We start from the raw sequence: 24,103 nt of genomic DNA on the forward strand, positions 1-24,103 counted from the left end.
CTTATTTCAGATCTAAATTTCGCCAAGTTCGCCCACCGGATTCAGTCACCAGAATAGAGGGTATAAACCTTACTTCTTCGGCAATTTTTAATGCTAAATCAGCGACATCTTGTTTGTTCAGTGTGCCACTACCATAATTGAATTCTCCTTCAGGTAATTTATAGACTTTTTCCCGGCCAATAAGGCGGGTAAAACCGGCATCAATCATTTTCTTGCTAAGAGATTCGTAATCACCATCTACTGCATTATGCAAAACAACACTAACCGTAAAGTACGGCATATCTATTTGTTCCAAGCTATAAATGATTATCTTTATATATCACAGCGCTGATAGCGATATTTTGACCAAAGTCTAATTGCGCGACATACAAAACAATAACCTTGTTAATATTGTGTCATTAAGGGGGGTAGATTAATGCCTGCTGGTGATTGACCAACTTGATGAGTGGGTGGCAGTCACCGCCACCCGTACAGCGGGGATTAGAGTGAGAGTGATAGCCGGTTACGGCCCGCGTGTTTCGCTGCGTAACAGGCGATATCGGCCTGACGCATTGATTGTGCGGCATTCTCAGTTTGGCGAGTTAGGGGGACGGCACCCAGACTTGCGGTAAAGGTATATGATTGACCGTGCCAATGAAATTGAATGGCGGCAATATCGGCAACCACAGATTCCAGAATGTCTGTGGCAGGCTTGCTTTGGCAATTAAACAGCACAATAGCAAATTCATCGCCCCCTAAACGAGCAACAATGTCATTTTCACGCACCGCTTGCTGCATGGTTTGCGCCACCATTCTCAACACCATATCCCCAGCTTCATGGCCTGCGGTATCATTAACATCCTTGAAATAGTCTAAATCGACATAACAGAGGATATGCTGATCGTTATCCCCCAATTGGCTGATTGCCTGGGTTAATCGCTCTTCCAACCGGCGCCGGTTAATCAGCCCGGTCAACATGTCATGATTGGCCTGATATTGCAGTTCACGTTGTGCATGGCGGGCGCGAGTTACATCCTGAAATACAATGACAGCACCGGTGAGTACGTTATCACGATCGCGAATTGGCGAGGCAGAACAGCGAATTTCTTGCCGTTCTCCTTTGCTCGATAACAACTGGCTACCTTCTGGTAATAAGGTATTACGCCCTTCAGCCAAACACTGATTGAAAGCAAGTAACTGGTTTTTATCTTGCAGCGGAGACCACAAAATAAAGACGTCTTCAATGGGCAAACCGCAGGATTCATTCTGGCTACGGCCCGTCATCTCTTCGGCCTTGGGGTTCATCAATACTACCCGGCCTTCAGTGTCGAGGGAGATAATTCCCTCCTGAATGGATGACAACACCCGATGCAGTTGCTCACGCTCTTCATAACGCGCTATTTCGCTAGCACGCAGCGCATCTTCACGTTGTTTGCGCTCACTCATATCACGGATTATTTCAGCATAACCGAGAAGTTTACCGTTATTGTCATGGACCACAGTGATGACCGTCATCGCCCAGTAGCGGGTCATGTCTTTGCGAACCAGCCAGCCTTCACGCTCCATTCGGCTTGCTGATGCGGCGGTTTTCAGCAATTTCTCCGGTAATCCGGCGGCAATATCCTCTGGTAAGAAGAAACAACCGAAATGTTGGCCAATTATCTCATTACTGGCATAACCGATATTCCGCTCGGCACCGTGATTCCAGGTATTAACCCGGCCCCAGGGATCGAGCATTAAAATCGCGTAATCCTCAACGGTATCAACCATTAGGCGAAAACGTTCTTCACTGATGCGTAATGCTTCTTCTCGTTGGCGGCGCTCGGTGAGATCGCGGACAATTTTAGTGAATCCCAATAGCTTGCCACTGTCATCATGCATCGGGTTAATTGCCACACTGGCCCAATAGCGGATACCATTTTTACGCACATGCCAGCCTTCGCTCTGGTAATTTCCTTCTGTAGTCGCTTGGGCGAGCGATTTCTCCGGTACGCCAGCAGAAATATCCTCCTGAGTGAATAGTAGGGCAAAATGTTCGCCGATTATTTCATCGCTGGTATAGCCTTCATTACGCTCACCGCCTTTATTCCAGGTTAAAATTCGGCCATGAGTATCAATCATATAAATAGCATAATCTTCGACTTCACTGATCAGATGGCGAAATTGTTCCTCACTCTTTCGCAGGGCATTTTCGCGCTGCCATTTATCCGTTAAGTCGCGGGTGACATGGACAAAACCCTGCAAAACATGGTCTGAGTCATGCAGTGCACTAAGGGTAATATTGCCCCAAAAACGTTTACTATTCTTACGAACCCGCCAGCCTTGTGTTTCATAGTGACCAAACTGATTGGCATGTTGCAGTCCCTTGGTCGGTAATTTGTTCGCCAGATCCTCTGGGGTATAAAACAGTTCGAAAGATTGACCAATAACCTCTTCAGCAGCGTAACCGGCATTGCGTTCTGCACCACTGTTCCAAGTGAGGATATGTCCTTGAGCATCGATGATGTATATGGCGTAGTCATCAACGGCTTCAATCAATAGCCGGAAAATATGATCGTCAAATGATGCTGGGTGCAAAGCCATTCCTATATTTCCTTGAATTTATATTCAGCCACTTTTGGTTGAGCAGAACGAGAGCCAGAAAGCTTAATTTGTTATTGAGATAAAAATGATGCAACAGTCTATCGCTAACGAGGGAAATTAGGTAATAAGAATTTTCTTACCAGAAATAAATATAAGGTCAGAGGAGCAATGACTTAAAAGCTTACGCCTATCAAGCCTGTAACCACAAGGGATTAGGCCGGTAAACTTAAGTCAATATAGAGAATGAATAAAAGTTTTCCCTATTAACAATAGGGTTAAGTTAACGCGAATAATCAATAAAATTTGGCTTAAGTAAGGACGGAGTAATTAGTCTATTTGTAATATAAAATAAAGTGCCGCAATAATTCTCTACTAATTTAAATTTCCCGCTTGGGACAATTACGTTACCGAACGTGATCATGTTTATCACACAACTGATCTAATTTTTTCACGGCACAAAAAATAGCCCCGCTAAAGTGCAGAAATGCTTGCATCAGCAACTGTTATCAGGATAATCCTGAACACTTATAATAAGCATTCTCATTATTTATAAATTTGTAAACTTCAGGGGCATCAACACGATGAATCAAACTTTCTCCCTCCGTGCACGCCAGAAGCGGCTTGCACCACGCCTTTTGTGCGTCATGATCGGTGCGGCATTGGGTACTTTGTCCGCATCTGTGTGGGCTGCAACCACCACAGACCCTGTGGCTGAAAGCAGCAAAAAGGTCAGTACAACAACTGATACTATTACCGTGGTCGGGGAGCAGGAGACATTCCGTGCTGGTGGTAATGATCTCATCCCGACCTATCTGGACGGTCAGGTCGCTAATGGTGGACGTATTGGTTTTCTGGGGCAGCAAGATGCGCGCAACGTACCTTTTAATGTGATCGGTTACACTTCTAAACTGGTCGAAGATCAGCAGGCGCACACTTTGGCTGATGTGGTCAGAAACGACGCGTCAGTGCAGAACGTGCGTGGCTATGGTAATGCCTCGCAGAACTTCCGTATTCGTGGTTTTAACCTTGATGGGGATGATATCTCGTTCGGTGGTCTGTTCGGCGTACTGCCTCGTCAGGTGGTTGATACAAGCATGGTAGAGCGGGTCGAAGTGTTTAAAGGCCCGAACGTATTTGTGAACGGTATTTCGCCGAGCGGCAGTGGTGTGGGTGGGATGATTAATCTGGAACCTAAACGTGCCGGTGATACCCCATTAACCCGTGTCAGTCTGGATTACACTTCTGCCTCTAAAGTGGGTGGCGGGCTGGATGTCGGCCGCCGCTTTGGTGACAATGACCAGTTCGGTGTGCGGGTTAATGCGCTACACCGCGAAGGTGAGACCGCTATCCATGATCAGAAAGAGCGCACGACGGCACTTTCAACCGGTTTAGATTACCGGGGTGAGCGCGCCCGTACTTCTTTAGATATCGGATATCAAAAACAAACGGTTCACGGTATGCGTACTGATGTTGCCATTGGTAGTGCGACGGTTATCCCAGAGCCACCGGCAGCTACCTTAAATTATGGTCAGCAGTGGGTGTATACCGATATGGCGACCACCTTTGGTATGCTGCGTAGTGAGTATGACTTAAGCCAGAACTGGACGGTGTACGGTACCCTCGGTGCAAGTCACAATGACGAGACCGGACAATATGGTTCACCGACGCTGACTGATAATAATGGCAATGCCACCATCAGTCGCCTGTATGTCCCTTATGTCTCTGATTCCATAGCCGGGTTGGGTGGGGTGAGGGGGCATTTCGATACCGGCCCGGTGACGCATAAAGTGAATATCGGTTACGCCTCTAACTATCGTACCGCCAAATCTGCCTGGAATATGTCAGATAAAGTAAGCACCAATATTTATAATCCAGGGGTTGTACCTTTCCCACCAACAACCATGAGCAGCGCTAATCAGGACCCAACACTAAACAGTCAGGTTCGTGCCAGCAGCATTTCGGTGTCTGATACCTTATCGGCGCTGGATGATAAAGTGCAGTTGATGCTAGGTCTACGCCGCCAAGAAGTGGTTATCCGCAACTTTGATAATGGTGTGGCAGACAGTAAAAATGTGCAAGATGCCATGAAAGTGACGCCAGTTTATGGCTTGTTGGTTAAGCCATGGGAAAACGTATCACTGTATGCAAACCACATCGAAGCATTGTCTCCGGGTAAAGTGGCTCCTTGGTATACTGCCAATGCGGGCAATGTTACCGGTATTATTCATGCTAAACAAAATGAAGTGGGTGTGAAATTTGATAACCAGCGCTATGGCGGTACGTTAGCACTGTTTGAAATCACCAGACCTGCCGGTTCTATTGATGCAACCACCAATATGTACACCTTGAGCGGCGAGCAGCGTAACCGTGGTGTCGAATTAAACGTATTCGGTGAGCCAGTGTTTGGTACCCGGCTGTTAGGGAGTGCAGTATGGCTGGACCCAATACTGACTGAGGCGCAAAACAGTAAAAATAATGGTAACTATGCTGTGGGGGTTGCCCGTTATCAATTAGTGTTTGGCGGCGAGTACGATATTAAAGCCGTAGAAGGGTTGACGGCTACGGGGACTGTCACGCGTTCGGGTTCTCAGTACGCTAACCAGGAAAACACCTTAAAACTGAAACCGTGGACGCGCTTGGATCTGGGTATGCGTTACACCATGCCGTTGAAAGAGACCAATCTGATCTGGCGCGCCAACCTTCAGAACGTGACCAACGAACGTTACTGGGAATCGGTTGAAGATACCGGTACTTATATGTACCAAGGCAACCCGCGCGAACTGAAACTGTCGGTTTCTATGGACTTTTAATGCAGCGCTGATACTTGCCGTATAAGTGGGTATCAGAGGTAATAAAAAACCCCGCTATTCTTTGAATGCGGGGTTAATTTTTGCCCAATGACTCTATTTTATTGTGAGAATAGACGGGCTTTCGCCGTTAGGCGATCCGATAGATATGCTCATACAGAATATTAAAGCCGATCGCTATTAAGACTATCCCACCGATGATTTCGGCGCGTTTACCCAATAATGGGCCAATATAACGGCCAATCAGCATACCTAAGGTAGCCATAATCATGGTTGCCAAGCCAATCGCCATGGCGGTGTGGACAATATTTACTTGTAAGAAAGCTAAACCGACACCGATCGCCATTGCATCAAGACTGGTGGCAATCGCCGTCATGACCAAAACCCAAAAACTGTGACTGCGCATTTTTTCAGTTTCTTCTACTTGTTGCTTCGCACCTTCAAAAATCATGCGGCAACCAAGAATAAACAGCAGACTGAAAGCAATCCAGTGGTCCCATTCCAGAATATATTGACTGGCAAACAGGCCGATACACCAACCAATAAGTGGGGTAATAGCTTCTATCACACCAAAAATGAGGCCGGTACGCAGTGCTTCTCGAAAACGGGGTTTGTGTAGACTGGCACCTTTACCGATAGAAGCAGCAAAAGCATCCATGGACATAGCAAAAGCAAGGACAAGAGTTGCAGATAGATTCATAGAAATAAACTCGGCCGGGTGGCTCCATATACACGTAACCCACCCCCAACCTAACGACGGAGTTACGTGTCTATGGTCTCGCCAACCTTACCTGGCTGCCCGCACCACGTTTCAATAGATGAAACGAGTATGTTGATACGGGCGTTTCTGCTTATCAATATATCGGCTGATATATTGCACAGAAACCGGCTACTCCCCATTAATGGTGCAACCTTAACATATAAATTATTATATCGCCAACCCCAAAGATAATAGGGTATGTCAGCACTATTGATAATGATTTTCATTATCTGTGTTTCAGGAAGAAATAGCACATATAAGCACCAGTAATGATGTGGGAATAAACAAGTAAGAGGAGGGTGGTTTGCTGGGAAATTAATCAGTTGAATATATAACCAATAGACTTATTTCCCAGGATATTTCTTTATGATTGATTTTCAACGAAAAAGTGATAGATTTTCTCTAAGTCATCTAATTGTTTTACCTGAATTAATAATCTGCGCTGCTCTAAATCAATTACCAAGATGCCATCTTCAGATAAATTCATACTTTTTATTCGGCTATATTCAACAAAAGCATTAGCGTAGTAGAAACCGGTATTTTTAAACAATAATTTGGGCCAACGGATATAAGAGATATACACCGCGATGAGCGCTAAACCTACTAATAAATAGGTGGTTAACGGTGCACCATTCGCCATGACATTATTGTAAACGAGAATAGCTATCAGCCCGACAAAGATGGCACAGTCAATCTTGTTTTTACGTTTTAAGTGAACTTGCAGCCGGGTCTTCCCTTTCATCATATTCATGATGAACTCATCATAGATGGCATAAGCGAGTAGTAGAGCGATAAAAACAATTAAAACGACATCAGTAACCGACATGCAACCACTCCCCAAATATATCCCCGTCATCTTTCAAACCACAAGTGTGCTTGCCGCCTTCCTGCACTTTGAAATCTATTGGGTATAAGACGTTATCTTCAATAAAAAACCGGGAGCAGGCCCCCGGTTTTTCTCAATCTAACAGCATCATTATGGTGCCAGGAAGCCAATCCAGTAACCGAAGATACCGATGGCAAAGAAGCCCATAATAATCCACAGAGCGTTAACTTTACGGCGTAATAGCCACATACAGCCGAATGTTAACAGTAATGGCACCAAACCTGGCATCAACTGGTCAAGAATGGTTTGCACAGTAGTCACTGTGGTCTGGCCGTTCTGATTGGTTATCTTAGACACCACGACCGGTATGTTGACATGGGTCCACTTGTTAACCAAGGCCCCCATAACAAACAGGCCGAGGATAGACGCCCCTTCCGTCAATTTTTGCAGCAGACCACCGTCCATATCGCTGACGATATTGACGCCTTTTTTATAGCCATATGCCACACCGTAATAACGGGTCAGCAAGCGTACCAGGTTAAACAGTACAAAGAACAGCAATGGGCCAAGTAAACTGCCGCTCATTGCGATACCTGCACCGAGAGCGGCCAACACCGGGCGTACCGTACCCCAGAATATTGGGTCACCGACACCCGCCAGCGGCCCCATCAGACCGACTTTGATGCCGTTAATAGCCGCATCGTCAATCTCGGCACCATTCGCTTTTTGCTCTTCCATCGCCAGCGTTACGCCCAGAATTGGCGCGGCAACGAAGGGTTGAGTGTTGAAGAATTCCAAATGGCGTTTGATTGCCTGCTTACGCTCTTCTGAGTTCTCAGGGTAGAGACGACGGATCGCCGGTACCATAGAGAAGCAGAAACCCAGCGCCTGCATACGTTCGAAGTTCCACGACCCTTGGAAGAGGTTAGAGCGGATAAACACCCCGCGAATATCGGCAGGCGTGAGTTTCTTTTCACCAGTCGTTGTTTTATCAACCATTTCTCTCACCTTTTCCTAGTCTAATTCGTTATCAAGGTCATTATTGGACGGGCCAGACTGTACAACCTGTGACTTGTTGTATTTAGGACTGAGCTGGATATAAAGAAGGGCCATAACCACACCGATAACACCTAAAGCCACCAGGTTGAAGTTGGTAAATGCGGCGGTCACGAAACCTAAGTAGAAGAATGGCATCAAGTAGCCGGCACGCATCATGTTGATAACCATGGCGTAACCTACTACAACGATCATACCACCGGCGATATTCAGGCCACTGGTAACCACATCAGGAATCGAACTGAGCAGCATCTGAACTTCAGATGTTCCAACAGACAAGGCAACGATCAGAGCAGGGATAGCGATACGCATCGCCTGCAAGAACAGGGCAGAAATGTGGATCCAGGTTATCGCTCGTAGGCTGCCACGTTCGGCGGCTCCGTCGGCGGCGTGCTGGAAGGCCACAGTAATAGTACGGACGATAATGGTTAATACCTGACCGGCTGCTGCCAGCGGAATAGCAAGTGCGATACCTGCACCGATGTCTTGGCCGCCTGCAATAACCAGAATGGTAGAGATAATCGATGCCAGAGCAGCATCAGGAGCCACTGCAGCCCCGATGTTCATCCAACCGAGAGCGATCATCTCCAAGGTACCACCGATAATAATACCGGTTTTCATATCACCCAAAACCAGACCTACCAGAGTACAGGCGACCAGGGGACGGTGAAATTGAAACTCATCCAGAATGGAGCCCATCCCGGCGATACATGCAACTATAAATATCAGCACAATCTGAAGAGTTGTGATCTCCATTGTACTTCTCCTATGACCAAAAAAGCTGAGTAAAAATAACCGTGTTCCAAACAGAACAGGGCATTACCTTTCTACGTAGTTTTTAATAAAGCTATTTATTAAGTTTGCTGATTAAATCCATCATCTTGAGCCGGCTATCCGAAGACACTTTCCGAACTTCCAGCTCAATACCACGGGCATTTAATTTATTAAAAGCTTCAATATCTTTTTCATCAACGGAGACCGCATTATTCACCTGGGTTTTACCCTGACGGAATGCCATACCACCGATATTGACTGACTTGATGTCTACACCACCTTCAACCATACGGACTACGTCAGTTGGGTTGGTAAATAACAACATGACCCGATCTTTGGCATATTGCGGGTTGTTATATACGCGGATTGCTTTTTCAACATCAACGACGTGCGCCGTTACACCGGGAGGAGCAACTTGCTTCAACAACGTACTGCGCATTTTGTCAGCAGCAACTTCGTCGCTGACAACAATAATGCGGTTTACGTTAGTTTCTTTGGTCCAACGGGTGGCGACCTGACCATGTATTAAGCGGTCATCAATACGCGCCAACCCAATCTTCATGTGATCATCTGGGCCTAAAGCGACGGCTGGGGCCGTGACCTTACGTACAGCGGCAGGTGGTTGCGGAGCGGTAGCCACATCAGGTTCGACAGTTTTTAATGCTTTAACCCCCTCACGGCCAGTTTGTACCGCGATTTTGACCAATTCAGCAAATGACGGTTTATCATCACGGGCCATAAAGGTCTCAACCATCATCGGGATATTAACCCCCGCTACAACCTCATAATTTTCTTTATCGGTAACAATACGGCTGGCAGCGTTAAACGGGCTACCACCCCAGGTATCAACCAGGAATAGGACACCACTGCTGGTATCAAGCCCGGTCAACTTAGCGTTGTATTTCTCAATCAACGTTTCGGCATTCTCACCTGGAACGAAATCGATATAAGCGACGTTGTCTTGTGCGCCTAAAATCATTTCGGCTGTTTTCAGCAGTTGTTCTGCCGCAGCCCCATGTGTGCCAATGATAATAGCTATACTCACTCGCTACCCCCTTTGTTAACTCAGAATTGAGTCCTAACACGTAACAGACAACCCAGTAATCACCCACAGCACTTCGGTATACATTGAATCTATTATGATAGTCACAATATCAGCGTACTGCTGATGATTTATTCGCAACACAAATGAATCGATTCAGGTAGACCACGTAATGTTGTTGGATGTGATTTATTTTAGTCAGTGAAAAAATAAATTATGTGACGCTGTTCATTTATTCGGACATGTTATGAATGATTTAGCCTACTTGAACGATTAATCGACAACTATATAAGCGATGTTGATGTATTCGATTAGGCTACTCGCTCCATATCAGCGTTTTTGTGTTAACTACTTGCGTAATCGGTATAAAAAATGATGCATAGCCATTTTTTAGCTTAGGATAAATTTCAGGTATAGAAAAATAGAATTGGGCTGATGATGAGTATTAACGCCATTAGATGACGGTTTATCGTGGGCCAGATAATAAATCTCACTATGCTGATAAAAAAAATCCTGATAAAGTTAACGGCTCTATTAATTGTCAGGAGTTAAGGGCCTCAGCTCTCCCTATGGACTGTCACCGAAGTTACTGTTTCTTTAGCGTTAATACCCAACCAGTGGGTTTAAATCTGGTTACTCAATCACGCACGCTTGCTGCGTATAATCTCACCCAATCTTTCTACGTATCTATACTGACAACCGTGTTACGGCGCTTTGCTGTACCTGTTGCGGTGCGTTCATCATCTAAATCGTGTTCTTATTTTCGGAGTCTGACATGGAATTTCTAATGGACCCCTCAATCTGGGCAGGGTTATTTACACTGGTGGTGCTAGAAATTGTTCTGGGTATTGATAACCTGGTATTCATTGCCATTCTGGCCGATAAGCTGCCGCCTAAACAAAGAGACAAAGCTCGTATCATCGGCTTGTCACTTGCGCTGATCATGCGCCTGGGGCTGCTGTCGGTCATTTCTTGGATGGTTACGCTGACGACACCACTGTTTAGTGTCGGCAGTTTTAGTTTCTCAGGGCGAGATTTGATTTTGCTGGTGGGGGGGCTATTTTTGCTATTTAAAGCCACCACCGAGCTGCATGAACGGCTGGAGGGTAACCAGCACGATGACAGTGCCAATCGAGGCTATGCCAGTTTCTGGGCGGTAGTGGCGCAGATTGTGGTGCTGGATGCCGTCTTCTCACTGGATGCCGTTATTACTGCCGTGGGGATGGTTAACGACTTGGCGATTATGATGACTGCGGTTGTCATTGCCATGGGCGTGATGTTGTTGGCATCGAAAACACTGACCCGGTTTGTGAACGCCCACCCTACGGTGGTGGTGCTGTGCCTGAGCTTCTTGTTGATGATTGGCCTGAGTCTGATTGCTGAAGGCTTTGGTTTCCACATTCCGAAAGGCTATCTGTACGCAGCCATTGGCTTCTCTATTCTGATTGAGCTGTTTAACCAGATTGCGCGCCGTAACTTCATTAAGCATGAGTCACGTTTGCCAAGGCGTCAGCGCACGGCTGAAGCGATCATCCGTTTGATGGGGGGGCGTCAACAGCAGGAGCCACAAAATGGTAACCCGCAGCAGGTGGCTCCAACCGAAGCATTTGCTGAAGAAGAGCGCTATATGATAAGTGGTGTGCTGACATTGGCATCCCGCTCAATGCGTAGCGTGATGACACCTCGTACTGAGATATCCTGGGTCGATTGTAATCGCTCACAAGAGGAGATCCGCGAGCAACTATTAGATACGCCACACAGTTTGTTCCCGGTTTGTCGTGATTCGTTGGATCAGATAATCGGTGTGGTGCGAGCCAAAGATCTGTTAGTTGCCATCGAGCGGGGTGATTCCATTTGTGAGTTTGCGGCGACGACACCACCGATTGTGGTGCCAGATACTATGGACGTGATTAATCTGCTGGGAGTATTACGCAAAGCAAAAGGTCGCTTAGTGGTGGTGAACGACGAGTTTGGTGTCGTTCAGGGGCTGGTAACACCTCTTGACGTGCTGGAAGCGATTGCTGGTGAGTTCCCGGATGAAGATGAAACCCCTGACATTATCACTGACGGTGATGGTTGGTTGGTGAAAGGGGGGGCGGATTTACACTCGCTGGAACAGGCTCTGGACTGTCAGGAACTGGTAAGCCCGACCGCTGATTACGCTTCACTCGCCGGTATGCTGCTGTCTCACTCAGGCCATATGCCAACCGCAGGAGATGTGGTTGAACTGCATAACCTGCGTTTTGAGATTATGGAAGTTTCAGATTACCGTATCGAATTAGTGCGAATCACCAAACTGAATAACGAACTGGAAGAGTAAAACCGGTAATTATCAGATTGCTGAAGTGCCTGGGCCAACACGCCGTTCAGATCGTAACGGCGTAGGTTTTAAATCTTTGCCCACAGTGCGGTAATTACAGCATTTACCATCAAAGAAAAGGGGAGCTTCGGCTCCCCTTATTGATCACGGTATTACTTATAAACGAAATTAATTACATTGCACTTTGATAGCCAGACCACCACGGGATGTTTCGCGGTATTTAGCATTCATATCTTTACCGGTCTCAAACATGGTTTCGATCACTTTATCGAGTGAGACGCGTGGCTCGCTGGTGCGGCGCATCGCCATGCGTGCAGAGTTAATCGCTTTTACTGATGCAATGGCATTACGTTCAATACAAGGCACTTGGACCTGACCGGCAACCGGATCACAGGTCAGCCCCAGATTGTGTTCCATGCCAATTTCAGCAGCGATACAGACTTGTACTGGGCTGGCACCCAGTAATTCAGCCAGACCTGCGGCTGCCATTGAGCAAGCAACGCCCACTTCACCTTGACAACCTACTTCAGCACCCGAAATGGAGGCATTCATCTTGTACAAAATGCCCACAGCACCTGATGACAGGAAATAGCGGATAAAGATTTCCGGGGTAACTGGCTCAATAAAGTGGTCGTAATAGGCCAACACTGCGGGGACGATACCGCAAGCGCCGTTGGTTGGCGCGGTAACAACACGCCCGCCTGCCGCATTTTCTTCATTAACCGCCAGTGCAAACATATTGACCCAATCAATCACGTTCATTGGATCACTGGACAGCTTATCGGAAGAGACTAGCAGACGGCGCAATGCGGAGGCGCGGCGCGGCACACGCAGAGGACCTGGTAATACGCCCTCGGTGTTCAGACCGCGATCAATACAGGCTCGCATGGTCTGCCAGATAGCCGTGAAATAGGCTTCAATCTCTTCTTTGCTGTGCATCGCCAATTCATTCTGCATCACCATACCGGAGATAGACATACCGGTTTGCTCGCAGTTTGCCAGGATTTCTTCAGCAGAATTAAATGGATAGGGCACGCTGACAGCATTTACCGCAGCTTTGCCGAAATGCTCTTCATCAACGATGAAACCACCACCGATTGAATAATAGGTTTTGCTCAGTACTTTCTCATCACCGGCGAAGGCGTGGATTTGCATGCCATTTTCGTGCAGTGGCAGATTATCGCTGCGGAACACCATTCCGCCCTCCCGTGGGAAATCGACTTCATGCAACCCATTGGCGAGCATCAATTTCTGGCGTAATTCCACATCACGGATAAAGGCTGGGATGCTGTCGATATCCACGGTGTCAGGCATATTGCCTGCTAACCCCATAATAATGGCGATATCGGTGTGATGACCTTTCCCTGTCAATGATAGTGAGCCGTAAACATCAACGGCAACACGCGTGACAGTTGGCATCAGGCCCTGAGTCACCAGCAAATCAGCAAACTCCTTGCCGGCTTTCATTGGCCCAACAGTATGAGAGCTGGATGGACCGATACCAATCTTAAACATGTCAAAAACGCTAATCACGCTATAACTCCTTAACAACGCATTTTGTTATTCTCAGTGCACATGAATGTCACTGAGAATATCTATATTAAGTATAAGAGTTCTGTGGATAGCAGCAGATAACTTCGCATGATAAATACTTATACATGAAGTCTTGCCATCACAGACCCTTGTTAATTTGGGGCCTACTGGTGTTAGCCACATCAATTTAATGCAGCAACAGTTACATATCACGGTCAATTTAAGGTTATAAAACGCTCTCCGCTTTATAAAAACCGTATTAAATTAACTACATACGGCATCGTCCGGTATTACCACTCATGCACTAAGTCGCTAGCAGCTTAGGATGACATCAGTGGCGCTCACTATCAGGTTTTAACCTTACATTTTTAGTGGTTTATAGTGATGAATGTTATTTTACAGATATTTCATAACGCTGACAGGCCAGTTTACAGTTTTTTTAAAATGGTTGTGCAGGGAAAATAGAGTAAAAATCGATGTGATGGGGTGATAGGGATCGCTTTATGCTGTAATTCAGCTTTTTTAGCCGCAACGCTGTGAAGCGTGTCACTCATTATCCATGTTGGATTTATGGCTTTAGGTTAAATACTCACCTGTTGCGCCAACCGCCGGATAATCGCCGCCGTTAATCCCCAGACAAACTGGCGCTCATACCAAGAAAGATAGACCCGGTGATTGACACCGCCACGATGGATATCCAGTGAATAGTAGCGTGAAAGGCTAAGCGCCTCATGTAAGGGCATTTCAAACAGCCCAGCCACCTCTTCTTCATTGGCATGAAAGGCAATATTTGCAGGGATCAATCCGACAATAGGGGTAACCTGATAACCACTGGAACTGTCTAATGGCGCCAGTTGCCCGAGGACATGTACAGCCGAAGCAGGGATTGCGACCTCTTCTTGCGCTTCACGCAGTGCTGTATCAATCAGTGAACTGTCTTCCCGGTCTGCTTTGCCTCCGGGGAAGGCGACCTGACCGGCATGTTTACGCAGATGACTAGAGCGCCGGGTCAGTAGCAACGTTGGCTCAGGCCGACAAATTATCGGGATTAAAACGGCGGCATGGTGGCTATTGGCCGTAAAGCTGCCTGCTTGGGGCAGTTGCAGTTGAAACCGGCTGATAAATTCAGACAAAGTGTGCCCGATAAATAATTCACTCACAGAATGACTCGCTTATAAGTTATGTATTTTCAACCACTGTATATTTTCAACCAACTATATATGCTCAACAAACCCAGTATTTTCCAGTTGCGGTAAGATGCGGGCGATTTTATCAAATGTTTCCTGATATTCTGCCTGTTCCTGGCTATCAGCCACAATTCCTCCACCGGCAGAACAATAGATTTTTCCGTTCTCGGTCAACAGCGTGCGAATGGTGATATTGGTGTCCATCGTGCCACAGCAACTAATATAGCCAATGTTGCCGCAATAGGCATTCCGTCGGTGTGGCTCCAGTTGCTCAATGATCTCCATGGCACGAATCTTCGGTGCTCCGGTTATTGAGCCACCGGGGAAGCAGGCTCGGAGCAGCGTAGTCGCTGGGCATTCAGCAGGCAGGATCGCGGTAATGGTACTCACCAAATGATGTACCGCCGGGAAAGGCTCAACGACAAACAACTCAGGCACCCGCATGCTACCCGGTTGCGCCACACGGCCAATATCGTTGCGTAGCAGATCCACTATCATCAAGTTCTCTGCCCGATCTTTCGGTGAGTTAGCCAACCGTTCAGCCTGCAAGCGGTCCTGCTCAGGATGGTCCAAACGTGGTAGTGTGCCCTTGATGGGGCGGGTCTGAATCTGATGGTTTTCCAACCATAAAAAACGCTCCGGCGAGACACTCAATATGGCGTTTTGTGGCAAGCGGATAAAGGCCGAAAACGGTGCGCGATTGCTGCGGCTCAACGACAAAAAGGCTTGCCATTCATCACCTTGATATTTAGCGCTGAATCTTTGTGCCAGATTAATTTGATAACAGTCACCACTGTGCAGGTATTCTTGAATCTGGCGGAATTTTTCGCCATATTCCTCCCGCGACATATTGGCCTGCCAAGGGCTGGTCAGCGTAAATGGCCGCGCAATTTCAGGCATTTTTTGTTGCTGTAACCACAATAGGCGTTGCTCTGCATCCCCGTGGCACACCAGCGTTAGCTTTTGCAGATGATGGTCCGCAATCAGCGCCCAGTCATACAAGCCGACCGCCATATCTGGTAATGCGATATCTTGCTCGGCCAGTGCAGGCAATGTCTCAACCCGGCGGCCCAGATCATAACCAAATACCCCCAATGCGCCCCCCAGAAATGGCAGGTCAGGGTGTGATGGCATTGGTAAGGCGAATTTATCGAGCTGCTGCTGTAATAAAGAGAAGGGATCTGCCGGGGAGCAGACTCGGCCTTGCGCGCTGATTATCTCCGTTTGCTCGCCTCGGGTGGTGAGTGTTACCTGTGGGTCAGCGACCAATATGTCAAAACGATTATGGGTATGTTCTGCGAATCCCGAATGCAGCAGCATTGCCCAGCTTTGATTGGCAAGTGGGGCAAATTGTCGGAGCAGGGCGTCTGGCTGATAAGGTAAGGCTTTGATGGTCAGGGATTTCACACTCATGAGTCACTATTCTTTTCTTTCGGATAGACATATTTGGGTGGCGCGATGATGCGTTCGCAACGGGCCGTCGGGAAGATTAACATAAATTGGCTGGCGGGTCGTATGGGGCAGTCAATTCACCGCAGACCCGAATAAACAGGTATACTTAATCAATTATATGTTGGAGATAAATCAATGCTAGCGGGTATGCCTTCACTTTCCCATGAGGAACAGCAAGAAGCTGTCGAACGTATTCACAAATTCATGTCGGAAGGTATGAGCAGTGGTGAAGCGATTGCATTGGTGGCCGCAGAGATTCGTGAGCGGCACCAAGATGATCCACAAGCCATGGCTATCTTTGAAGATACTGATTTTGATGATCATGATGAGTCTGATTATCGTCGTGATAACGAGCAAGATGCGGATGAGATTGAAGACCCGTATGAGGGGTAACCCATTCATCAGGCTTAATTAAAAATATCAAACCCGCCGTTAATTGGCGGGTTTTTTTATGGGATAACCAGATGAGCGGACTGGCGGTTACCCACTGACCACGACAGCCCCTGCGGCTCGTTTCGCCACGTTGACGGCGGTGGTGATATCATCAGCGACTGCCAATGCTACCCCCAGGCGCCGTTTACCAGTAATGTCAGGTTTACCAAATAAGCGAATCTGCGTATCACCAGCCAAAGCTGCTTCTAAGCCATGGTAAGCAATATTCTGGCTAGTCAATTCAGGTAAAATAACCGCTGAAGCGGCCGCGCCATATTGGCGAATAGTGCCAATCGGGAGGCCAAGAAATGCCCGGACATGTAATGCGAACTCAGACATATTCTGCGAAATTAACGTTACCATACCGGTATCGTGCGGGCGCGGTGACACTTCACTGAAAATAACCTCATCACCGCAAACAAATAATTCCACACCAAATAAACCATAACCGCCGAGAGCGTTCACCACCTGAGAAGCGATCTCTTTTGCACGCGCCAATGCGGTCTCACTCATCGCCTGTGGCTGCCAGGACTCGCGGTAATCACCATCTTCTTGACGGTGACCAATAGGCGCACAGAAATGAATGCCATCAACAGCATTGATTGTCAGCAGGGTAATTTCAAAATCAAAACGGACCAAGCCTTCGACAATCACTCGACCACCGCCGGCGCGGCCACCTTGTTGGGCATAATCCCAAGCGGTTTTAAGTTGATCTGCATTGCGGATCAGACTTTGGCCTTTACCGGAAGAACTCATTACTGGCTTAACGATACAGGGATAACCCACTTCACTGACGGCCTGGCGGAATGCGCTATCAGTGTCGGCGAAACGGTAGCTCGAGGTTGGCAATTGCAGGGTTTCTGCCGCTAAACGGCGAATACCTTCACGGTTCATCGTCAGCCGTGTTGCCTCTGCGCAAGGCACGACCCGTTGGCCCATTTTCTCTAGCTCAACCAACATGTCGGTGGCAATAGCTTCTATTTCCGGCACGATATAGTGCGGTTTTTCCTGTTCGACCAACTGTTTCAACGCCAAGCCGTCCAACATATTGATGACATGGCTGCGATGGGCAACATGCATGGCGGGTGCATCTGCATAGCGGTCAACGGCAATCACTTCCAGCCCCAGTCTTTGGCATTCGATAGCCACTTCTTTACCCAACTCGCCAGAGCCAAGCAACATGACACGGGTAGCGCCTGGGCGCAGAGCGGTTCCAATAGTCAGCATAGTTAGGTACCTACATCAGTGGGAGAGTTGCACATTAATTTGTTGTACGATCAATTTTACGGGCATTAGTATACGGCAAAATAGCAACGAAAACGATTGCGTATCTAACGGATGGCTGTGAGGCGATATCGATATATGCGCAGCGCATTGCGTTTTTGGACTGTTTTTACGGTTTAATTCCGGCAATGGACTCATTTCTGGTATTATCGCGCCAAAATCTTGCGCTTGCCTTCAGGCCATCGCTGCCATTCCATCCAGTTATAAGAGTTACTGCCGTGAGCACAACTTCCTTTTCTTCCCTGGCGCTGCCTACTGAGCAGTTGTCCAATCTTAATGAACTTGGCTATACCGAGATGACACCGGTACAGGCTGCGGCTTTACCGGCAATCCTCAACGGGCAGGATGTCCGTGCGAAAGCCAAAACCGGCAGTGGAAAAACTGCGGCATTCGGTATTGGTTTACTAGATAAAATTGCGGTCGGGGAGTTTGTTACCCAAGCATTGGTACTGTGCCCGACCCGTGAATTGGCTGATCAGGTCAGCAAAGAGTTGCGCCGCTTGGCCCGTTTCACGCAAAACATTAAAATACTGACCTTATGCGGTGGCCAACCGATGGGGCATCAATTGGATTCACTGGTGCATGCGCCACACATTGTTGTGGGCACGCCGGGGCGTATTCAAGAGCATTTGCGCAAGAAAACACTGGTACTGGACGATCTTAAGATTCTGGTATTGGATGAGGCTGATCGCATGCTGGATATGGGCTTTACCGATGCCATCGACGATGTCATTGCCTATACTCCGCCACAGCGCCAAACTCTGCTGTTCTCGGCCACCTATCCGGTCGGCATTGAACGAATCAGTGCACGAGTCCAGCGCCAACCAATCAATGTTGAAGTTGATGATGGCGATGAAGTACCCGCTATTGAGCAGGTGTTCTTTGAAACCACTCGCGAAAAACGTTTGCCGTTGTTGATATCAGTCCTCAGTCACTATCAGCCGAGTTCTTGTGTGGTTTTCTGTAACACCAAGAAAGATTGCCAGAGCGTCTATGAAGCATTGGAATCTCGTGGAATCAGTGTGTTGGCTTTACACGGTGACTTAGAACAACGTGACCGTGATCAAGTGCTGGTGCGTTTTGCCAACCGCAGTTGTCGTGTGCTGGTAGCAACCGATGTCGCGGCCCGAGGCTTGGATATTAAAGATCTGGCGCTGGTAGTTAACTTTGAGCTGGCCTTTGACCCAGAGGTTCATGTGCACCGTATTGGTCGTACTGGTCGGGCAGGGATGAGTGGTCTGGCGGTTAGCTTGTGTACACCACAAGAGATGTCCCGTGCTCATGCCATTGAAGATTATCTGCAAATAAAACTGAAATGGACCCCGGCAGAACCGGTGAGCCGCAGTGCTAATGCGATGCTGGAGCCAGAAATGGTCACGTTATGCATTGATGGTGGGCGCAAAGCAAAAATTCGCCCAGGTGATATTCTGGGTGCTTTAACCGGTGAAGCCGGTCTGACCGCCGCTGATGTCGGTAAGATTGATATGTTCCCGGTTCATGCCTATGTTGCCATCCGTAAAGCCAGTGCCAAACGTGCCTTACAGCAATTACAACAAGGCAAGATTAAAGGCAAAAACTGCAAATCCCGTTTATTGAAATAATGACACGAGGGGGCGATGACGGTTGCATCCTCCCGATAACTCGCATTATACTGTATGTATATACAGTTACTTGTGGGCGTGAAAGAAATGAAAAGGACATACAACAATGGCCGTTGAAATAAAATTCGTCGTAGTGAGACAGGGTGAGGAAAAAATGACATTCACAACCAAAAAAGAAGCCGATGCCTACGATAAAATGCTGGATTTGGCTGACAATTTGTCTGAGTGGCTGTCATTGGCTCCCTTAACCCTTGAAGAAGATCAACGTGAGGCGCTGAGTTTCTTCCTGGCAGAAAATAAAGATGCTTTAGGGCAAATTCTTCGTGGTGCTAACCCTGCGGCTCCTGTCGATGGGCAAGCAAAACTGAAAGCGGAAAAGAATGTGCCAGAGAAAAAAAACAAATCTGAAGAAAATCAAGCGGCTTAATTTGCCAACTTTCAGCAGAAAGTGAAAAAGGGATCTAAAATGAATCGTGAAATCACCTTCTTTCGCCGATTTGAGGCGGATATCCTGGCAGATCGTAAGACGATCACCATCCGGGATAGCAGTGAATCCGATTTCCGCCCAGGGGAAACCCTGCGCGTATGTCGCAATGAAGATGGCGTATTCTTCTGCCACATTATGGTCAAATCAGTCACGCCAATCACTCTGGATGCACTGTCTGACCGTCACGCTGAGCAAGAAAATATGTCATTGGATGAGCTGAAAAAGGTGATTAAGGAGATCTATCCTGGGCTGGAACAGTTTTATGTGATTGAATTTACGCGGTGTTAATTAAACGGCGTTACCATTATTACCCTGCAACGCTGTTCACTCTGTAACCTACCTTTCAATCATCGTTCCTACCAAGGATAGAAATAATAATATTTGGAGGAATGATGAGAAAGACAGGATTAGCCTTGGTATTGGTTACAGCATTGGCCGGTATCACTGTGGGTGTACAGGCCCAAGAGCCACGAGTCGCGAAATTACCTGCTTGCTCCGGTTTAAATCAATCTCAGGTAGCAACGCAGGTTAAGCGAGACTTTCTGCAAAACAGAATTACACGCTGGGAAGCGGATAAGAAACAATTAGGCACTGATAAGCCGATCGTTTGGATTAGCGCGGTAGACATTACAGGCAAAGATGATGTGTGGCAGGTGCCAATGACTGTTCGTGGCAACAAGGGCGACAAAACCTATCAAGTGTTACTTGACTGCAAAGCTGGCACCATTACCTATAATGGCCCTAAATAGTTATGAGTGGAATAACGTCAGCGTAAAGCTAATCGCTACCAATCAGGTGTTTGAGGCAACGTATCAGGCACCTGCTTATCCCTCCAAGTCAAAACTCTCTCGGGTATCTTTTATAATTATATTTATCATTTAATTAGATCCCCTTCGCTAAATTATAAGCATATGCTGATACTTGGCATCCACAGGTAATCGTGTCACTCTCGCGGTAACGAACACAGATGGATAATTCAAATAATGACCATACCTCCAAAGGCGAATAAACGCCCTTATCCAATAACTATGCACGGTGATACCCGTGTAGATGATTATTATTGGCTGCGTGATGATGAGCGTACTGACGCTGATGTTCTGAACTATTTGCAAGCTGAAAATGACTTCACTAACGCGGTGTTACAACCGCAACAAACCTTGCGTGAAACCCTGTATCAAGAGATGGTTTCCCGCGTCCCGCCACAAGAAGAATCCGTTCCCTATATTCGCAACGGCTATCGCTACCAAACGCGTTTTGAGCCGGGTAATGAATATGCTATTTATGTGCGTCAACCCGTTTGGGCTGATAGCAGTTGGGAGACGTTACTGGATGGCAACCAACGAGCGGCAGATAGTGAGTTTTATACCTTGGGCGGGTTAGATGTTAGCCCGGATAATCATCTATTGGCAGTTACAGAGGATTTCTTATCGCGTCGCCAATATGATATTCGGGTAAAACATTTACAGAGTGATGTTTGGCACGAGGAGGTTATCAGCAATACCTCAGGTAACTTTGAATGGGCCAATGATTCGAAAACGCTCTATTACGTGCGCAAACATGAAAAAACATTACTGCCTTATCAAGTGTATCGCCATGTAGTAGGAACCGATCCTCAGTTGGACCAACTTATCTATCAGGAAACTGACGATACATTTTACGTGAGTTTAGAAAAAACCACGTCTGAACGTTTCATTGTTATCCATCTGAGCAGTACCACAACATCTGAAGTATTGTTACTGGATGCTGATAAGCCTGAACCACTACCACAGATGTTCGCACCACGTCGTAAAGACCATGAATACGGTTTGGACCACTATAAGCAACATTTTTATTTACGCTCGAATAAAGATGGTAAGAATTTTGGTTTGTACCAAATCGCTGAGGCAGGTAAAGAGCAAAGTGATTTTGCCGATGAATCTCAGTGGGTACCATTAATTGCACCAAAAACAGATGTTATGCTGGAGGGGTTCAGCTTATTCCGTGATTGGTTGGTGGTAGAAGAGCGCAGTGGCGGGTTGACGCTTTTGCGGCAAATTCACTGGACCACTGCCGAAGAGAAATCCATTACTTTTGATGATCCTACCTACGTTACCTGGCTGGCATATAACCCAGAACCAGAAACAGAATTGTTGCGCTATGGCTACTCCTCGATGACCACACCAAGTTCAATGTTTGAACTTAATATGGATACCGGCGCACGCGAGTTGCTTAAGCAGCAGGAAGTGAAGAACTTCACCCCGGAAAAGTATCGCAGCGAACGGATATGGGTCACTGCAACCGATGGCGTAAAAGTGCCGGTTTCATTGGTTTATCACCGTGACCATTTTGTTTCAGGTAATAATCCACTGTTGGTTTATGGTTATGGTTCATATGGCAGCAGTATGGATCCCGCATTCAGTGGTAGCCGATTAAGCCTATTGGATCGCGGTTTTGTCTTTGCTCTGGCACATATTCGGGGCGGTGGGGAGTTGGGCCAGCAATGGTATGAAGATGGTAAATTGCTCAATAAATTAAATACATTCAACGACTTTATCGATGTCACCAAAACGCTGATAACCGAGGGCTATGGCGATGCTAACCGTGTGTTTGCCATGGGGGGCAGTGCTGGTGGTTTATTGATGGGAGCGGTCATCAATCAGGAACCCGCGTTATATAAAGGTGTTGTGGCGCAGGTGCCGTTTGTTGATGTGGTAACCACGATGTTGGATGAATCGATACCTCTTACTACTGGCGAGTATGACGAATGGGGCAACCCGAACGATAAGGCGTATTACGATTATATTAAGCAATACAGCCCTTATGATCAGATCAAGGCTCAGGATTACCCGCACATGCTGGTGACTACCGGCTTACATGATTCACAGGTTCAATACTGGGAACCGGCAAAGTGGGTCGCCAAGTTGCGTGAAATGAAGACAGATGACCACCAATTACTGCTTTATACCGACATGGATTCAGGTCACGGCGGTAAATCAGGGCGCTTCAAAGCGTATGAAGACATCGCTTTGGAATACGCATTCATACTGGCTCTGGCTTAACCTAGTCAGGGATCTTACGTCAGGTAATGGGCTAGGGTATAGCGCATATCTGGCGTAAGATCAGATATTGAAGCTAACATCCAGCGCAGATAATCTGGGTCTTGTCGGGCTATTTGCTCAATACTTTTGCCTCGATATTTTCCGAATTTAAATGTCTGTAACAGCAACGGTTGCTGCGTTATTTCGGCCATTTGTTCGGCATTCCAACCTGAGTCTTGCATAATGCGCTGTAATAACGCGGCCGTGACATAACAATCGTATAAAGCACGGTGCGGGTATAGATTATCCGGTACTGAAACATTCAGTCTCAAGGCGTAACGCAGATATTGATTACTGTGTTTGATGTCAGGATAGAGCATTCTGGCTAGCTTGAGGGTGCAAATCCATTGGCCACCCATCTCCGGTAATACTCCACGATCAAAAGGCGCATTATGGGCAACATAATATGGGCTGCCTTGATATCTTCTAATCGCAACCGCAATCCGTGGTTTGCCTTCTACCATTTCTTCAGTGATATGATGAATCACCATTGCATCAATACTGATTGGCCGGTCTGGGCTAATCAAATCACTCATCGGGTTAGCTAATGCCCCATCAACCAGGTCAATCGAAGCGACCTCAACAATACCACCGGCTAAACCGCAGGTTTCGGTATCGATAATACGAAAATACATTTTTATCTCCCACCGACTATTGCTAAATAATAGCAACAAAAAACCCGCCTAATATGGCGGGTTGACTGACGAGACGAAAAGCCCGTTTATTCTGCGCTGGTAGAAGATGACTTCTTAGCGCGTTTCTCAGCTTTTTTCTCAGCCGGAGTTTTTAGTGGCTTTTTCTTCGCGTTCTTTTTGCTGTCCATTCCCTTACTCATGGCTTGCCTCTCTTTACCTTCGGTTAGGTTGGTACGCCCACCTATTAACCACCTTATGAGGGTAAGTT

The 24,103-nt window shown here is 47.1% G+C and carries 20 protein-coding genes and 1 riboswitch; of the genes, 8 read left to right on the plus strand and 12 right to left on the minus strand.

Features of this window, described 5'->3' with window-relative positions; genetic code table 11:
- Position 1 precedes the first annotated feature (1 nt).
- Positions 2-280 (minus strand): hypothetical protein, encoded by a 279-nt coding sequence (locus A6J67_RS13010; RefSeq protein ID WP_042569949.1) that lies wholly within the window; start codon positions 278-280, stop codon positions 2-4.
- Positions 281-480: 200 nt separating this feature from the next.
- Positions 481-2,562, minus strand: a complete 2,082-nt coding sequence (locus tag A6J67_RS13015; protein WP_050088678.1) for a PAS domain S-box protein — start codon at positions 2,560-2,562, stop codon at positions 481-483.
- Between the two features lie 581 nt (positions 2,563-3,143).
- On the opposite strand from A6J67_RS13015, the gene A6J67_RS13025 reads away from it, so the two are divergent.
- Positions 3,144-5,372, plus strand: a complete 2,229-nt coding sequence (locus tag A6J67_RS13025) for a TonB-dependent receptor (RefSeq protein WP_050288928.1) — start codon at positions 3,144-3,146, stop codon at positions 5,370-5,372.
- A 127-nt stretch (positions 5,373-5,499) separates the two neighbouring features.
- Here the strand turns inward: A6J67_RS13025 and mntP are convergent, their stop codons facing one another.
- The 5 genes from mntP to manX form a co-directional block, all read right to left on the minus strand.
- Positions 5,500-6,069, minus strand: a complete 570-nt coding sequence (gene mntP / locus A6J67_RS13030) for a manganese efflux pump MntP (protein WP_042569946.1) — start codon at positions 6,067-6,069, stop codon at positions 5,500-5,502.
- 10 nt (positions 6,070-6,079) lie between these two features.
- A riboswitch (yybP-ykoY riboswitch) is annotated at positions 6,080-6,279 on the minus strand.
- Positions 6,280-6,493: 214 nt separating this feature from the next.
- The gene (locus tag A6J67_RS13035; protein WP_032905827.1) at positions 6,494-6,955 is read right to left on the minus strand and encodes a DUF986 family protein; all 462 of its coding nucleotides are present in this window, start codon (positions 6,953-6,955) and stop codon (positions 6,494-6,496) included.
- Between the two features lie 150 nt (positions 6,956-7,105).
- Positions 7,106-7,954 (minus strand): PTS mannose transporter subunit IID, encoded by an 849-nt coding sequence (locus A6J67_RS13040; protein WP_005183042.1) that lies wholly within the window; start codon positions 7,952-7,954, stop codon positions 7,106-7,108.
- 15 nt (positions 7,955-7,969) lie between these two features.
- Positions 7,970-8,767 carry a PTS mannose/fructose/sorbose transporter subunit IIC gene (locus A6J67_RS13045; RefSeq protein ID WP_004701713.1) on the minus strand — a complete coding sequence of 266 codons (798 nt, stop codon included), beginning with the start codon at positions 8,765-8,767 and terminating at the stop codon, positions 7,970-7,972.
- A gap of 91 nt (positions 8,768-8,858) precedes the next feature.
- Entirely contained in the window at positions 8,859-9,830 is a 972-nt protein-coding gene (gene manX, locus A6J67_RS13050) for a PTS mannose transporter subunit IIAB (protein ID WP_005183040.1), read from the minus strand.
- A 772-nt stretch (positions 9,831-10,602) separates the two neighbouring features.
- Between manX and A6J67_RS13055 the strand changes: the two genes are divergently transcribed.
- On the plus strand, positions 10,603-12,147 hold the full coding sequence (locus A6J67_RS13055) for a TerC family protein (RefSeq protein ID WP_032905826.1): 1,545 nt from the start codon (positions 10,603-10,605) through the stop codon (positions 12,145-12,147).
- Between the two features lie 168 nt (positions 12,148-12,315).
- On the opposite strand, the gene A6J67_RS13060 is transcribed toward A6J67_RS13055, so the two are convergent.
- The 3 genes from A6J67_RS13060 to pabB all read right to left on the minus strand — a co-directional run bounded on the left by A6J67_RS13060 (position 12,316) and on the right by pabB (position 16,280).
- Positions 12,316-13,680: an L-serine ammonia-lyase gene (locus A6J67_RS13060; protein ID WP_032905824.1), complete on the minus strand. Its 1,365-nt coding sequence runs from the start codon at positions 13,678-13,680 to the stop codon at positions 12,316-12,318.
- Between the two features lie 581 nt (positions 13,681-14,261).
- Positions 14,262-14,840, minus strand: a complete 579-nt coding sequence (locus A6J67_RS13065) for a CoA pyrophosphatase (RefSeq protein WP_005183034.1) — start codon at positions 14,838-14,840, stop codon at positions 14,262-14,264.
- 54 nt (positions 14,841-14,894) lie between these two features.
- Positions 14,895-16,280: an aminodeoxychorismate synthase component 1 gene (gene pabB, locus A6J67_RS13070; protein ID WP_050297375.1), complete on the minus strand. Its 1,386-nt coding sequence runs from the start codon at positions 16,278-16,280 to the stop codon at positions 14,895-14,897.
- Between the two features lie 174 nt (positions 16,281-16,454).
- On the opposite strand from pabB, the gene A6J67_RS13075 reads away from it, so the two are divergent.
- Complete coding sequence (locus A6J67_RS13075; RefSeq protein WP_005183031.1) at positions 16,455-16,712, plus strand: YoaH family protein; 258 nt, start codon at positions 16,455-16,457, stop codon at positions 16,710-16,712.
- 87 nt (positions 16,713-16,799) lie between these two features.
- Here the strand turns inward: A6J67_RS13075 and purT are convergent, their stop codons facing one another.
- A complete protein-coding gene (gene purT / locus A6J67_RS13080; protein ID WP_050297377.1) occupies positions 16,800-17,978 on the minus strand; it encodes a formate-dependent phosphoribosylglycinamide formyltransferase in 1,179 nt (392 codons plus the stop codon).
- A 275-nt stretch (positions 17,979-18,253) separates the two neighbouring features.
- On the opposite strand from purT, the gene dbpA reads away from it, so the two are divergent.
- The 5 genes from dbpA (at position 18,254) to A6J67_RS13105 (ending at position 23,161) form a co-directional block, all read left to right on the plus strand.
- The gene (gene dbpA, locus A6J67_RS13085; RefSeq protein WP_005183025.1) at positions 18,254-19,636 is read left to right on the plus strand and encodes an ATP-dependent RNA helicase DbpA; all 1,383 of its coding nucleotides are present in this window, start codon (positions 18,254-18,256) and stop codon (positions 19,634-19,636) included.
- 106 nt (positions 19,637-19,742) lie between these two features.
- On the plus strand, positions 19,743-20,063 hold the full coding sequence (locus tag A6J67_RS13090; protein WP_042569943.1) for a YebG family protein: 321 nt from the start codon (positions 19,743-19,745) through the stop codon (positions 20,061-20,063).
- A gap of 39 nt (positions 20,064-20,102) precedes the next feature.
- Positions 20,103-20,411 (plus strand): N(4)-acetylcytidine aminohydrolase, encoded by a 309-nt coding sequence (yqfB, locus tag A6J67_RS13095; RefSeq protein ID WP_042569942.1) that lies wholly within the window; start codon positions 20,103-20,105, stop codon positions 20,409-20,411.
- A gap of 104 nt (positions 20,412-20,515) precedes the next feature.
- Entirely contained in the window at positions 20,516-20,872 is a 357-nt protein-coding gene (yebF, locus tag A6J67_RS13100) for a protein YebF (protein WP_032905822.1), read from the plus strand.
- Positions 20,873-21,106: 234 nt separating this feature from the next.
- A complete protein-coding gene (locus A6J67_RS13105; RefSeq protein ID WP_042569940.1) occupies positions 21,107-23,161 on the plus strand; it encodes a S9 family peptidase in 2,055 nt (684 codons plus the stop codon).
- Between the two features lie 14 nt (positions 23,162-23,175).
- Here the strand turns inward: A6J67_RS13105 and exoX are convergent, their stop codons facing one another.
- Complete coding sequence (exoX, locus tag A6J67_RS13110; RefSeq protein ID WP_005183018.1) at positions 23,176-23,835, minus strand: exodeoxyribonuclease X; 660 nt, start codon at positions 23,833-23,835, stop codon at positions 23,176-23,178.
- Positions 23,836-24,103: the final 268 nt, after the last annotated feature.

The organism is Yersinia sp. FDAARGOS_228 (assembly GCF_002073315.2).
GTDB classification, from domain to species: domain Bacteria; phylum Pseudomonadota; class Gammaproteobacteria; order Enterobacterales; family Enterobacteriaceae; genus Yersinia; species Yersinia intermedia.